Source organism: Clostridia bacterium, assembly GCA_026414765.1.
Taxonomy (GTDB): Bacteria; Bacillota; Clostridia; order Acetivibrionales; family DSM-27016; genus SKW86.
The window spans coordinates 32,319-46,513 of record JAOAIJ010000036.1 but is presented as its reverse complement, the minus strand read 5'-3'; the positions used below and the strand labels follow the sequence as shown (position 1 = coordinate 46,513).

The window sequence follows — 14,195 nt, the reverse complement described above, 5'->3', positions numbered from 1 at the left end:
ACCTGATATAAAAATTAAGATAAAATTCTTACTTTACGACCTTCAATAACCAGCTTGTTCTCAACAAATAATTTAATTGCTTGAGGAAGGATTTCCCACTCCGCTTCTTCCATTACCCTTTTCTGCAATGTTTCAGGTGTATCGTCCCCGTTTATTGCCACAGCTTTTTGAAGTATAATCGGTCCTGCATCTGCTTCCAGTTCAACAAAATGTACCGTTGCACCTGTAACTTTCACACCATATTCAATGGCTTTCTGATGAGGGACAAGTCCATAGTAGCCCTTACCGCAAAATGACGGTATAAGAGCCGGATGTACATTTATTATCCTGTTTTCATAAGACTTTATGAATTTCTCACCCAGTATGGACAAAAAACCTGCCATAACAACCAAATCTACATTGCAATCCTTAAAGTGCTGTACCAGAGCTGCATCATACTCATCTATGGAAGCAAAGCTTTTCCTGGCAATGCATATACCGGGAATATCATATCTGGCAGCTCTCTCTAATGCAAAAGCACCAGGCTTGCTGGCTACCACAGTAACAATGGAACATCCAGTGAGATACCCGCTTTTCATCTTATCTATTATTGCCTGTAGATTAGTTCCGCCTCCTGATACAAGGACCCCGATTTTCAGCATATATCCACCCCTGCTTCACCTTTGGTCACTTCACCTATAAGGTAAGCCTGTTCTGTTTCCTTGTTCAGATACTTCACCACATCATCGGCAATACTGCTGTTAACAGCAAGCACCATACCAATTCCCATGTTAAAGGTGTTATATATATCTCTTTCCTTTATTTCACCAAGTCTCTGAAGCAACTCGAATATCGGAAGTACAGGCCAGGTTCCTTTATTTATCTTTATTCTCAAACCCTCGGGTATCATCCTTGGAATATTTTCAATAAATCCACCGCCTGTAATATTTGAAATACCTTTAATCTCATATTTATCCTTCAAATCAAGGATAGTTTTCACATATAGCTTCGTTGGTCTGAGCAGTTCCTCTCCCAGTGTAGTTCCAAGTGATTCTACATACTCATTCATCTTTTCTTTATTGGGATTCAGGAGTTTTCTTACCAGTGAATAGCCATTGCTGTGTAACCCGGATGATGCGAGCCCTATGAGCTTATCTCCTTCAACTATACGCTTTCCGTTTATAACCTTTTTTTTGTCTACAATACCTACTGCAAATCCCGCAACATCATATTCATCTTCAGGGTAAAAACCGGGCATTTCAGCAGTCTCGCCGCCTATGAGCGAGCAGCCCGACATAACGCATCCGTCGGCAATTCCTTTTACTATATCCGCAATTTTTTCCGGCTTATTCTTTCCGCAGGCAATATAATCCAGGAAGAAAAGCGGTTCAGCACCCGAACAGACTATGTCATTCACACACATTGCTACACAATCTATTCCTACCGTATCATGCTTATCTCTCAGAAACGCTATTTTAAGTTTTGTCCCCACACCATCCGTACCTGAAACCAGTATAGGCTCTTCATACTTATCCTTATTGAGTGCAAACAATCCTCCGAAACCGCCTATATCAGTAACTACTTCAGGTCTGAATGTTTTCCTCACATGATTACCCATCAGCTTGACAGCTTCATACCCCGCCTCTACATCAACACCTGCATCTTTATATGTAGTCATAAATACCTCCAAACAAATTGACAACAGATAATCGGGAAATGGCATTAACCCTTCCCGAGTATCCGAGTCGTTATTTATAAATAATGTTTAAATTTACTTAAGTATTTTTTAGCCTTCGATTATCTTTTTCCCGCTACAGGAAAACTTGTCACCTTCCATCGGTACTTCCATAGGATATTCCCCGTTAAAGCATGCACTACAGAATCCGCATTTCGCATCTACCGGAGTTTTTAGCAGTCCCTCCAGACTCAAATATCCAAGACTGTCTGCACCAACCATTTCCCTGATCTCTTCAATTGAGTGTGTAGATGCTACCAGTTGCTTTTTAGACGGAATATCCACACCAAAATAACACGGGAATTTCATCGGGGGTGAACTTACTCTCATGTGAACCTCTTTTGCTCCTGCGTTCTTCAACATCTGTACTATGCGCTTTGTAGTAGTACCTCTTACTATAGAATCGTCTATCATTACTACTCTTTTTCCTTCAATAGCATTTCTCATAGCATTGAACTTAATTCTTACACCCATTTCTCTTTGATTCTGGTCAGGTTGGATAAATGTCCTTCCAACATACCTGTTTTTTAGAAGTCCCTGCCCATAGGGTATGCCTGATTCCTCAGAAAATCCCATAGCCGCCGTCAACCCTGAATCAGGTGCTCCTATAACAAGATCAGCTTCTACAGGATGTTCCTTAGCCAGTCTCTTACCGGCTTCTACTCTTGCCTGGTGAACACTTATTCCATCCAGATAGCTGTCCGGCCTTGCAAAATAAATAAATTCGAAAATACAAAGACTGCTCTTATCAGCAACTTCTGTTTGAATTGATTCCAGCCCGTTTTCTCCGATAAGCACGATTTCACCGGGGTTTACGTCTCTTACGTATTCCGCGCCTATGGCATCCAAAGCACATGTTTCGGAAGCTAAAATATAAGAATTATCCAGCAAGCCTATGCAAAGAGGTCTTATCCCCAATGGATCCCTAATTCCTATTAATCTTTTCGGAGTTAAGAGGAGAAGTGAGTATGAACCTCTCAATTCCTTCATTACCTTCTGCAAAGCCTCTTCTATATTCTGACTGGCAATTCTATATCTTGAAATAAGATTAAGTATTACTTCAGAATCATTTGTTGTTTGAAATATAGCACCGTTTTCCTCGAGTTTTTCCCTCAGTTCTGCGGCATTTACCAGATTCCCGTTGTGAGCAAGAGCCATTTGTCCGTTTCTATAATTAATTACTATCGGTTGGGCATTTTCCCTGTGACTTGCCCCTGTAGTTGAATACCGGACATGACCTATGGATACCTGTCCCTTCAGGTGATTAATGACTACATCGTTAAACACCTCAGGAACAAGACCCATATCCTTATGGTATAATATAGTACCCTTATCACTTACAGCAATACCAGTACTTTCCTGACCCCTGTGCTGTAAGGCGTATAGCCCGTAATAAGTAAGCCTTGCAACATCATGGTGATCACTGTTATAAATACCGAATACTCCACACTCTTCCCTTAATTTATCTAATCTCATATCATCCTCCGCTTGGTTGTCACAAACTAGATTTCCTTCAATTTTTCCTGCAGGTCTTTATTTTTTTCCTCAACTTTTTTAGCCAGTTTATTCTTATACTCTTTCATTTTAGTTCTTAAACCGGCGTTTGCAGTTGACAATATCTGAACTGCCAACAGTGCAGCATTGTCTGCGCCGTCAATCGCAACAGTAGCTACCGGAATACCACTTGGCATCTGCACTATAGATAGCAGTGAGTCAAGTCCATCCATTGTAGAAGATTTGACCGGAATTCCTATAACAGGCAGTGGAGTAAATGCAGCAAGAACTCCCGGAAGGTGTGCTGCTTTTCCAGCTGCAGCTATTATAACTCCTATTCCGTTCTTTTCCGCATTTTTAGCAAATTCAGCAGCCTTTTCGGGCGTTCTGTGAGCAGAACAAACCATGACCTCAACTTCGACACCAAATTCCTTTAGTAATTTTATACCGCTCTTCAGCGTTGGGAAATCGGAATCGCTTCCCATAATTATCGCAACTTTCAGAGCAGATTCTTTTTCTGCTGCCCCCTGTATTGTCTTTGTGTTATTTTGCATTTTAGGATTTTCCTTTGCTTTTTGTGGGCTTTTAGTTTTTTTATCCATAACTCCAACTCCTCCTGAATTTTTAAATATATTGTGAAACTCGAATTTATAAATTTAGTGCTTGGCAAATGGCTTCAGATTTTTAAACCCTGACATCGCCGATAATCCTTAAGAAATATGAAATTAGGGCTTAAAAATCTGAAGCCCGGCTTTTCAGTCGGACTTCAGTATTAATCGTTTTCAGACTACAGTGCATTTATCACAAAATTTAGGATAAACAATGCAGTTACTATATACATTATCGGATGAACTTCTTTTGCTTTTCCTTTAACAATCTTAACTATTACATAGAATAAGAATCCGGCAGCAACACCGTTTGCAATACTATATGTAAACGGCATAATTACAGCTGTGAAGAAAGCTGAAGCAGCATCTTCAAAGTCATCCCATTTTACCTTTGCTATGGATTCCATCATTAATATACCCACAACAATTAATGCCGGAGCAGTTGCAGACCATGGAACTATAACAGCGAAAGGCGATATAAACAGCATTAACAGGAACGCAATACCTGTAACGACGGAAGTCAAACCTGTCCTACCTCCTGCAGATATACCTGAAGCACTTTCGATATAGGTTGTAGTATTACTTGTTCCTAGAAGAGCACCTACTGAAGTTGCTGTTGCATCTGCAAATAAAGCTTTATCAAGTTTTGAGGAGAAGCCTTTTCCCTTATTGAGAGACTCTTCATCCTTATTGTCGAATATTCCGGTTTTTCTACCTGTTCCAAGGAATGTTCCTATAGTATCGAATGTATCGGCAAGACTGAATGCAAGTATGAGAGTCAATATGGTAGGAAGGCGCGATGCATCACCAAATAATCCGGCAAAATCAAGCTTTAACAGTGTAGGCGACAAATCAGGCACTGCAAATTTAAAGGATTCAAAAACAGAAACATCTGTAACACCCATAGGGATTCCTATCAATGTTGTTGCTACAACTCCTATCAGAATTGATCCTTTTACTTTAAGAAGCATTAATACAACTATAATACCAAGACCTATAAGTGTTAATACAGATTCCGGCCTTGAAAAGTTAACAAGCGCAGGAACTACCTTTTCGAAATTCCCTATAGCATCAGCCTTACCTTGCGGTGTAAACTGAAGCAAAAAGCCGTCCATAAAACCAATATATGCGATAAAAAGACCTATGCCGCCGCTTATGGCATATTGGAGTGACTCAGGTATTGCCAGTATTATTGATTTCCTTATTCTCGTTACAGTTATTATTATATTGATGATACCACAAATAAATACTATTGCCAAAGCCTGCTGCCATGGCATCTTCAGTGGCCCGAGACATACTGCAAATGCAAAAAATGCATTAAGACCCATACCTGGAGCCAAGGCATAAGGAACATTTGCAATGAATCCCATAATAAAGGTTGCCAGTGCAGCTGCGAGAATTGTTGCTACTGTTACGGCTCCCGCATTCATACCGGTAGCTGAAAGTATAGATGGGTTAACAAAAATTATGTACGCCATGGTGACAAATGTGGTCAAACCTGCAACAACTTCTGTTTTGACATTGGTGCCGTGTTCTTTGAGCTTGAAAAATTTGTCCATAAAAAACTTACCCCTCCTGAAAATTATTTGGTTTTGCTTGTTATGTACAAAAAACTTTGCCTTTATTCTTAGCATAACGACTCAGTTTTTTCTATAAACGGTCAGGTTTCCCTTCCCGGTCAAGCCATAAAAGTAAACGCTACCTTACTTCATACATTGCTGTAATTATTCTGTGACTTTTCGATTATTGGGATACATTTTTTCTTTAATTCCATCCTGCCTTTTTACATAAAATATAGTATCAAATTCTATCATGGTTTGTCAATGAAAGATAGCAAAAAACACGAACATTATTTATTTATACAATATTAATATTCGTGTTTTTTATATTTTATTGCTACTTTTTATGAATTTATGACTATTAATAATAAAATTATCCGGCATTTAGCCGAATATTTGAGTCAGATGTGCCACTAATGGAAGAGTGACTATAGACAGAATTGTTGTAACAAACACACCCTCTGTTGCAAATCTGTAATCAGAATTATACTGTGAAGCAAGAGCGGATACAATCGTACCACATGGCATTGCCAGCTGCAGGACAATAATTGACTTTACCATGGGACTTAGAATATCCCCTGCCGCATAAAGCACAGCCATAGCTATAAAAGGAACGACCAGAAGCTTCAGTGCCGCTAATACGAACAAAGGGTACCTTTTTACTATATCCGATATATTACCTATTTTTATTTCCGAAAGTATCAATCCTATAAACAGCATTGAAAGGTAAATAGTAGTATGCCCGAGGGGGCTGAATGTATCAAAAAGTATTGAATATACGCGCTTTGCCATACTGTGTTTCTGAATCAGATCCTGCAAATTGATGACTATAAAAAGCACGCCAATACCGAACGCTATTGTATTCCCGTTTATCAGGTGTTTAATATTGTCCTTCCAGCTTTTAGCAACATGCCTGTTTACGAGAAATATCCCCAGTGTCCACAAGACAAGATCATTAGCAATATTAAAAAATATTGCATATACTATGCCCTTTTCAGGATATATCGCGCTTAGAAGCGGATAAGCCATAAATATTACATTTCCAAACATGGAAAGCATCTTATATACATTCGAAGAAGTACTTTGCAGATTCAGAACATGACTGGCTCCCCACCCCAGCAGCCCGGCAATAAGTATAAAGAAAACCCCGGAAGCAAGTATCCAGAATCCGTTTTTCAGAGTATCGCTTCCAAAAGAATACTCGGACATTTTTGTTATTATCAAAAGTGGTGCTGTAAGTTTTATCACAACTCTTGAAAGGATAACACCGGAATTGTCCGGCAGATACTTTGTCCTACCTGCTGCAAAACCTGTCAAACCCAGTAGTGTCAGTATTATTATTTGTTTTATTACTGCTATATCCGCCGGCTGCATCTAAGTCACTCCATCTAAGAAACTGTCAACTGTTTTACTCCCACTCTATCGTTGCAGGTGGTTTGCTGGTCACGTCATACACAATCCTATTTATATGTTTTACTTCATTAACTATTCTGTTGGAAATTTTTTCAAGGATATCATAAGGAATCCTTGCCCAGTCTGCCGTCATAAAGTCTGTAGTAGTAACAGCCCTTAGAGCCAGAGTATAATCATAAGTACGTTCATCGCCCATTACCCCTACACTTCTCATACCGGTCAGAACAGTAAAGTATTGATTTATCTTTCTTGCAAGACCTGCATTTGCAATCTCTTCTCTGAATACATGATCCGAATCCCTCAAAATCTCCAGCTTGTCTTTTGTAATCTCTCCTATTATCCTTATTGCCAATCCAGGGCCGGGAAACGGCTGTCTCCATACTAGCTCTTCAGGTATGCCGAGTTCTTCACCTACTTTTCTCACTTCATCTTTAAACAGATTGCGAAGCGGTTCGATAATCTCTTTGAAATCCACATGATCTGGCAATCCCCCTACGTTATGGTGACTCTTGATTACCGCTGCATTTCCTGCGCCGCTTTCAATCACATCCGGATATATCGTTCCCTGTACCAGGAAGTCAACTTTTCCGATCTTTTTAGCTTCATCCTCAAAAACTCTTATAAATTCTTCGCCGATTATCTTTCTTTTAGTTTCAGGATCACTTACCCCGGCAAGCCTTGAAAGAAATCTGTCTTCTGCATTTACTCTAATCATATTTATGTCAAACTGTTCCTTGAATACCTGTTCTACCTGGTCCCCTTCATACTTTCTCAACAAACCGTGATCGACAAAAATACAGGTCAGTTGTTTTCCTATAGCCTTGTGAATCATTACCGCGGCTACAGATGAATCCACACCACCAGAAAGGGCACAGAGCACTTTTTTATCCCCAACCTTTTCTTTTATTGCCTTTATTGACTCCTCAGCGAAAGAAGACATCTTCCAGTCGCCAGAGCATTCACAAATATTGTAAAGGAAGTTTCTGAGCAAATCCTTCCCCCTTGGTGTATGCTCAACCTCAGGATGGAACTGAACTCCGTAAAATTTCCTGTTTTCATTTTCCATTGCAGCAATAGGACAATTGCCTGAGTTCGCAACAGCCTTAAATCCTTCAGGTAGCCTGTTTACATGATATGTATGACTCATCCAGCATGTAGTATCACATTCAACACCATTCATCAGTTTGCTTTCAGTACTCAGTTTTATATCCACTTTACCATATTCTCTCTGATTTGCTCTCTCTACATTTCCACCGAGCATGACGCTCATAAGCTGCATCCCGTAGCATATGCCGAGAATGGGTACACCAAGGTCATAAACGCCCTTATCACAGAATGGTGCATTAGGGTCAAGGACTGATGCCTGTCCGCCTGTGAAAATGATTCCCTTAGGATTCATTGCTTTGATTTTATCTAAAGAAGTAGTATAGGGTATTACTTCACAATAAACGTTTGCTTCCCTTACCCTCCTTGCAATCAACTGATTGTATTGAGCTCCAAAATCGATGACAAGTATTAGTTCGTGTTTCAAAATAACAACTCCTTGCTACGTATTTTTCCTAACAAAAAACCGGATTTTTAAAAAAATGTTCGGATTTTTGCTGATAATGATATATTATATAAGAATTTATTACATATTGCAAAATGTTTTTACCCGAATTTTTCATTCTGAAGATATGACAGCGGAAGGGATAACCTAGCCTGATAATAATTCTGTTTTAAATCCTGGTCAATTAAGTGTATAATTAAACTAATCTGTTGTGCTGGTCAGTCTGCGGATAACAACATATACAAGGAGACTCCCTTATGAAGATTAAGGCAGGAGAAATAGTATCGATACGTCATTACTCAGGTTCATCACCATTTAAAAGTGTAGTATTTGAAGCTGAAGAAAACATAATAACAATCAAGCTGACAAAAGAATTTGTAATATTCAATCTGTTTGAAGGTGATCCAATTGTCCTGACCTTTGAAACCGGAGGAGAAGTATACAATATCAGCTGTACTCTCCATGAAGTAAATACGAAACAGGCAGCAATCAAGCTTAAGGTAGATAATATCGAACAAATGGCTGAAAAAAGAAAATCAGAAAGATATCCCGTATCTCTATACGCTGATGTAAGGCTAAAAGGATATTCAAAAAAAGAAACCGCTACTATAAGAAATATGAGTTCCGATGGTATGATGATCTGTACCAAAGCAAAGTTTGAGCTTGAAAATGAGCTTGAGCTTGACTTGTATATAGATAACTCTTTGATTTTCCTGATAGCACAGGTCATATGGAAAATAAATGGTAAGCACAATATCGAGTACGGACTAAGATCACTTTATCCAAATTTAAACGCAAAAAATGTTGTAAAAAGACATCTTCAGAATCTTAAGGATGAACAGGACAGGTTTCTAAGAAATCTCAAAGGTGTATAGGTAGAATCAGTCTAAGCTAATTACAAATACACTGTTTACCGTTTAGATAGTTATATTTCCGCCCCTGATAGCGTCCCTCGTTTATCATTTTTTCCTCTATCATATCCCTCAGTTTCCACCAGCTTGTTCCCCAGTTGCAGAACAGGCTTCTCTCTTCCGGGGCGCGTCCGATAAGCCTTTGAATAACTATATCAGGATTAAGATATTCCAGAAACGATATTGCCCTTTCAATGAAATCCTCCGCAGAAAGAGGGGTTATCTCACCCCTGGAGTACATATCTCCCAGTTCTGTCCCTTTCAAGTAGTATAAAGAGTGGCATTTTACCTGCCTTACTCCCAATGCAGAAATTATTCTGGCTCCCTCTATCACATCATCCGCAGAATCCATCGGTATGTCCAGTATATAGTGCGCACAAGAGTCAATACCATATGAGTTTATTCTTATTGCAGCATCAATATATTCTGCCAGCAGATGTCCCCTGTTCAGCATCTTCAGAGTGTGATAGTTTACAGTTTGCAGACCCAGTTCAATTACTATGTCTATGCTTTTTCTCTCCCTGATATCCTTTAAGAATTCCAGATAGCTGTTATTTACACAGTCAGGTCTTGTTGATATATAAATGGCAACAATACCTTCCATACAGGCTTGTTCAATATATTCCCGGAACAAACCCAGTGGAAGGTAAGTATTTGAATAATTCTGAAAGTATGCAATAAATTTTCCGGCACTATAATTCTTGCCAATATATTGAGAATTCTGCTCCAATTGTGCCTTTACGCTCAATGTATTTGGCAGGTTTTCAAAACCCGCCCCCTCTTCTCCGCAGAAAACACATCCTTTTCTGCTCAATCTGCCATCCCTGTTGGGGCAAGTAACAGGGATATTGACAGGCAGCTTGTAAACTTTTGTGCCATACCTTTTTCTTAAATATTCCGAAAACTTGTTATATAACATGCTTTCCTGCCTTCTCCATCACCAGTTCATATACTTCTCTTAACGGTAATCCCGTACGTTTTGCAATTTCCTTACAATCCTCATATTCAGGTGCTGCTTTTCTGATTCCATATCCGGAAGCTATTTTGACCCTGGCTTTTCCATACTGGGTTTCTACCTCGATCATTTCTCTGTCCATGCAGTACCTTTTGACAGAGCTTTTTCTTATGCCTAGGGTGGAGGTCTCTCTTAAAATAATATCCACAAACTTCTCTTCTTTTTCTTCGTTTACGAGTACGGACAGTATGCTTGCCGGTCTGCTCTTTTTCATATAAACCGGAGTAATAAACACATCCAGAGCACCGGCTTCCAGAAGTGCTTCGGCAGTATAGCCCAAAGCTTCCGGAGTCATATCATCTATGTTTGTTTCCAGAAGAGTTATTTCATCAGAAGAACCTTTATTCTCAACCAGAGTTCCCATTACAACTCTTAATGCATTAAATCTACCTGTTTCACGTTTTCCCATACCGTAACCGACTTTTTCAACAGTCATTGCAGGCATGTTGCCAAAGCCGGATGACAAACATTTGATAATACCCATTCCCGTAGGTGTAACCAATTCTGTATTAACATCTTCCGAAACAAGCGGAATATCGCTGTTTTTAAGCATTTCCATTACGGCAGGAACAGGCACAGGAATGATTCCATGCTGGCATTCAATAAAGCCATGCCCGTCATGGAGAGGTGAAGAATGCACTCTCTGTATCCCAAGCAAATCCAGGCAGATTGCTGCTCCCACTATATCTACTATGGAATCTATAGCGCCCACTTCATGAAAATGGACCTCATTTATATCTTTGTTATGTACTTTAGCTTCAGCTTTTGCAATTTCCCTGAAGACCCTCTTACTGAAATCTTTTACATTTTGATTTAAATCGCTCCAGTCTATCATGGTTTCTATACTTTTCAGATTTCTTGCAGAGTGTGAATGTTGGTGACTATCTTCACTATGTCCGTGCTTGTGATGATGTCCGTGTTCATGAGAATGCTCATGCGGATGCCCGTGTTTGTGCAAATGCTGGTGCTCCTCATGTCTTTTCAGTCTCTCTTGAAGTTTCTCATATTCCTCATTTATTATTACATCTACATCTGTACCTATTATTCCATTCTTGGATTTATTACCGATAACGATATCATATCCGCTAAGATTTAGCTTGTCCAGCTCACTTTTAAACAATTCCTTGTCAACTCCAAGGTCAATTAAGGCACCAAGTGTCATATCCCCGCTGATTCCAGAAAAACAGTCAAAGTATAAAACTTTCATAAAAACCTCTCACTATAATTTATTTATCATACTGGCCAGGTATCCTGCACCAAATCCATTATCAATATTTACAACACCTATCCCGCTTGCACAACTGTTAAGCATCGTCAACAACGCAGAAAGCCCGCCGAAGTTTGCTCCGTAACCGATACTTGTGGGAACCGCTATAACAGGTTTATCCACCATTCCACCTACGACACTTGCAAGAGCCCCTTCCATTCCTGCCACTACTATTAATACATTGGCTTTCAGAAGTATATCAGCATTGGCAAACAGCCTGTGTATACCCGCTACACCTACGTCATACACTCTGTCAACTCTGTTCCCCATAACCTCTGCTGTTATGGCTGCCTCTTCCGCAACAGGTATATCCGACGTTCCTGCTGATACCACAGCTATGACTTTCTGAGTCAACTCAGAATCCCTTCTCTTAACTACAACTATTCTTGCTGCTTCATAATATACTGCATCATCCGTAACCTCTTTTATACCCTCATATACTTCTCTGCTGGCTCTTGTGCCCATTATGTTATTATTTTTTTCCATAAGCTTTCTGACTATACCCTTTATCTGCTCTACTGTCTTTCCCTGGCAGTAAATAACCTCGGGAAAACCATTCCTGATCTTGCGGTGATGATCAACTTTAGCAAACCCCAGGTCTTCAAAAGGAAGCTTTTTTAGCTCTGTTAAAGCATCATCTATATTTATGCTGCCATTTTTAACATTTTCAAGCAATTTTTTTAAACTTTCGGAATCCATAACAACACCTCCGGAAATCTTACCTCATTTTTTATTTCAAGCTTTTCTCCCTACTGACTACGTTTTAGCACCTTACTATACTAATTTACAAACCTTACTCCAATAGCTTAAGCAGCCTTTGAGAAGCCTCTTCACCGATACTTCCTTTTTGTAGTGCCGCCTCTACAGTTATTCTGCCAAGCAATTTATATACCGGAATCATTTTTTGATTCTCGGTTTCCATTTGTGCAATGTGTTTATCCACTACATTATAATCCCCTCTGGATATTGGACCGGTCAAGGCATCAAAACTGCCCAACAGGCTAATGTTGTCAACAGTTTTCTTCAATAAGGGACTAAATGCTCTGACCCCTGCTTCAGCATTTATACCAATGCTTTCAAACAACCTTCCTGCTATATATGAAAGAGTAACCATATAATTTGACATTATGCAGGCAGCAGCATGGTATAAAGGTTTATTTTCCTTATTTATCACCAGCATATCACTACTAAACGCCAGGACAATTGTCTCTGCCATTAACTTCGCCTCATTACAGCCTTCAAATCCGAAAAAGATTCTGTCCAGACCGGTCCAGGAGTTTTCCCTGTCGGCAAAGGTCTGTATGGGATGGAATGATGCCGTATAAGCACCAAGTTTACTTATTGCAGTAAGTTCATCGGAACTCAACGCGCCGCTGCAGTGGAAAAAGGTTTTTCCCGCAATACCGCCTGTTTCATTTTCCATACATATTGCGTCTGCAACACTGATAATCTGTCCATCAGGTACCGTAATAAACACTGTATCAGAATTTCTGACTGTATATGCCAGATCATTAGGAAGCGAAGTATTCAGTTTATCGCAAAGGAGCTTCGCAGATTCATCACTTTTACTATATACTCCGGTTATATCAAAGCCCTTTTTGTCTAAAGCTATTGCCAGGGCAAAGCCAAGTCTGCCCGCGCCTACTATTCCGACCTTCATATATGTTTACCTGCCTCTGCCCCTTTTTAAGGAGCAACTTAATATTATTTCTTTCAGATGCTATTGAGAGCAGGCCTGAAAGAAATTGTTTCTTTTAACACAGTTTATTAATTCAAATTCACTTGTTCAGGTTTAGTACCTCATTCATACTTCCTGTACGGTACCCTTTCAAATCCAACGAAACATATTTGAATCCGATTTTTTTTAAATTTTCATATACCCTGTCCATTAATTCTTCATCAAAGAATTTTGGCCTTTCGGCAGCAGAAACTTCAATACGCGCAACATCGCCGTGATGGCGGACCCGCAGCTGCCTGAAACCGAGATCCATCAGAAATTGCTCAGCCTTATCCACCATTTCAAGTTTCTCATGGGTAATCTCCTGCCCATACGGAAATCTTGATGAAAGACATGCAAAAGCCTGCTTATCCCAGGTAGGTAATCCCATTTCTTTTGATAATGCTCTTATATCGTCTTTAGTCATTCCTGCCTGCTTTAGCGGGCTTACTACATTCAATTCCTTTGTTGCAGTCATTCCCGGCCTATAATCCCCGAGATCATCAATATTTGATCCGTCTGCAACATATCTGATCCCATTATCTTTTGCCACATCAATAACTTTTGTAAACAATTCTTTTTTGCAAAAATAGCACCTGTTTACAGGGTTTGAAGAAAAACCTTCAATATCAAGTTCTTCTGAAACTATTACTATTTGCTTTACTCCTATTTTGCCGGCAAAATCAACTGCTTCCCTGTATTCTCTTTCAGGGTATGTAGAAGACCGCGCTGTTACAGCTATTGCCTTATCCCCTAATACATCATGGGCAACCTTCAGGAGAAATGTACTGTCTACCCCTCCAGAAAACGCCACAGCAAGGCTTCCCATTTTTTCTATATCTGCTTTTAAGTTGTTCAGTTTTTCTCTAATATCCATTTTATCCACCTTTTCACATCTTTGCTTTTACTATTTACCTTCTTAAGATTATATCACATAAACACAGAATA

At 39.5% G+C, this 14,195-nt stretch carries 13 protein-coding genes; 1 reads left to right on the top strand and 12 read right to left on the bottom strand.

Annotated elements, in window-relative coordinates; genetic code table 11:
- Positions 1-14 precede the first annotated feature (14 nt).
- From purN to guaA, 7 genes are all read right to left on the bottom strand, one after another.
- Positions 15-641: a phosphoribosylglycinamide formyltransferase gene (purN, locus tag N3I35_13380; GenBank protein MCX8131075.1), complete on the bottom strand. Its 627-nt coding sequence runs from the start codon at positions 639-641 to the stop codon at positions 15-17.
- Positions 635-1,657, bottom strand: coding sequence for a phosphoribosylformylglycinamidine cyclo-ligase (gene purM, locus N3I35_13375; protein ID MCX8131074.1), 1,023 nt, complete (start codon positions 1,655-1,657; stop codon positions 635-637). The genes purN and purM overlap by 7 nt, the downstream gene beginning before the upstream one ends.
- Positions 1,658-1,765: 108 nt before the next feature.
- A complete protein-coding gene (gene purF / locus N3I35_13370; protein ID MCX8131073.1) occupies positions 1,766-3,190 on the bottom strand; it encodes an amidophosphoribosyltransferase in 1,425 nt (474 codons plus the stop codon).
- A gap of 26 nt (positions 3,191-3,216) precedes the next feature.
- A complete protein-coding gene (gene purE, locus N3I35_13365) occupies positions 3,217-3,762 on the bottom strand; it encodes a 5-(carboxyamino)imidazole ribonucleotide mutase (GenBank protein ID MCX8131072.1) in 546 nt (181 codons plus the stop codon).
- A 233-nt stretch (positions 3,763-3,995) separates the two neighbouring features.
- The gene (locus N3I35_13360; GenBank protein ID MCX8131071.1) at positions 3,996-5,375 is read right to left on the bottom strand and encodes an NCS2 family permease; all 1,380 of its coding nucleotides are present in this window, start codon (positions 5,373-5,375) and stop codon (positions 3,996-3,998) included.
- Between the two features lie 384 nt (positions 5,376-5,759).
- Complete coding sequence (locus N3I35_13355) at positions 5,760-6,749, bottom strand: AEC family transporter (GenBank protein MCX8131070.1); 990 nt, start codon at positions 6,747-6,749, stop codon at positions 5,760-5,762.
- Between the two features lie 34 nt (positions 6,750-6,783).
- The gene (gene guaA, locus N3I35_13350; GenBank protein ID MCX8131069.1) at positions 6,784-8,319 is read right to left on the bottom strand and encodes a glutamine-hydrolyzing GMP synthase; all 1,536 of its coding nucleotides are present in this window, start codon (positions 8,317-8,319) and stop codon (positions 6,784-6,786) included.
- Positions 8,320-8,594: 275 nt separating this feature from the next.
- Here guaA and N3I35_13345 point away from each other — a divergent pair, with 275 nt between their 5' ends.
- Positions 8,595-9,212, top strand: coding sequence for a PilZ domain-containing protein (locus N3I35_13345; protein MCX8131068.1), 618 nt, complete (start codon positions 8,595-8,597; stop codon positions 9,210-9,212).
- Between the two features lie 16 nt (positions 9,213-9,228).
- Here the strand turns inward: N3I35_13345 and N3I35_13340 are convergent, their stop codons facing one another.
- The 5 genes from N3I35_13340 to larE form a co-directional block, all read right to left on the bottom strand.
- Entirely contained in the window at positions 9,229-10,167 is a 939-nt protein-coding gene (locus tag N3I35_13340; protein ID MCX8131067.1) for a TIGR01212 family radical SAM protein, read from the bottom strand.
- Positions 10,157-11,470, bottom strand: coding sequence for a nickel pincer cofactor biosynthesis protein LarC (gene larC, locus N3I35_13335; protein ID MCX8131066.1), 1,314 nt, complete (start codon positions 11,468-11,470; stop codon positions 10,157-10,159). Before larC ends, N3I35_13340 begins: the two co-directional genes overlap by 11 nt.
- Before the next feature lie 12 nt (positions 11,471-11,482).
- Entirely contained in the window at positions 11,483-12,229 is a 747-nt protein-coding gene (larB, locus tag N3I35_13330) for a nickel pincer cofactor biosynthesis protein LarB (protein ID MCX8131065.1), read from the bottom strand.
- Between the two features lie 94 nt (positions 12,230-12,323).
- Entirely contained in the window at positions 12,324-13,190 is an 867-nt protein-coding gene (locus N3I35_13325; protein ID MCX8131064.1) for a DUF2520 domain-containing protein, read from the bottom strand.
- 118 nt (positions 13,191-13,308) lie between these two features.
- Complete coding sequence (gene larE / locus N3I35_13320; GenBank protein MCX8131063.1) at positions 13,309-14,124, bottom strand: ATP-dependent sacrificial sulfur transferase LarE; 816 nt, start codon at positions 14,122-14,124, stop codon at positions 13,309-13,311.
- Between the last annotated feature and the right edge of the window lie 71 nt (positions 14,125-14,195).

Bases quoted from the DNA above. Each gene is read 5' to 3' on its own strand.
- larE (MCX8131063.1), bottom strand. From the start codon at position 14,124: ATGGATATTAGAGAAAAACTGAACAACTTAAAAGCAGATATAGAAAAA.
- N3I35_13325 (MCX8131064.1), bottom strand. From the start codon at position 13,190: ATGAAGGTCGGAATAGTAGGCGCGGGCAGACTTGGCTTTGCCCTGGCA.
- N3I35_13355 (MCX8131070.1), bottom strand. From the start codon at position 6,749: ATGCAGCCGGCGGATATAGCAGTAATAAAACAAATAATAATACTGACA.
- purN (MCX8131075.1), bottom strand. From the start codon at position 641: ATGCTGAAAATCGGGGTCCTTGTATCAGGAGGCGGAACTAATCTACAG.
- purE (MCX8131072.1), bottom strand. From the start codon at position 3,762: ATGCAAAATAACACAAAGACAATACAGGGGGCAGCAGAAAAAGAATCT.
- larC (MCX8131066.1), bottom strand. From the start codon at position 11,470: ATGAAAGTTTTATACTTTGACTGTTTTTCTGGAATCAGCGGGGATATG.
- purF (MCX8131073.1), bottom strand. From the start codon at position 3,190: ATGAGATTAGATAAATTAAGGGAAGAGTGTGGAGTATTCGGTATTTAT.
- N3I35_13360 (MCX8131071.1), bottom strand. From the start codon at position 5,375: ATGGACAAATTTTTCAAGCTCAAAGAACACGGCACCAATGTCAAAACA.
- purM (MCX8131074.1), bottom strand. From the start codon at position 1,657: ATGACTACATATAAAGATGCAGGTGTTGATGTAGAGGCGGGGTATGAA.
- N3I35_13345 (MCX8131068.1), top strand. From the start codon at position 8,595: ATGAAGATTAAGGCAGGAGAAATAGTATCGATACGTCATTACTCAGGT.
- larB (MCX8131065.1), bottom strand. From the start codon at position 12,229: ATGGATTCCGAAAGTTTAAAAAAATTGCTTGAAAATGTTAAAAATGGC.
- N3I35_13340 (MCX8131067.1), bottom strand. From the start codon at position 10,167: ATGTTATATAACAAGTTTTCGGAATATTTAAGAAAAAGGTATGGCACA.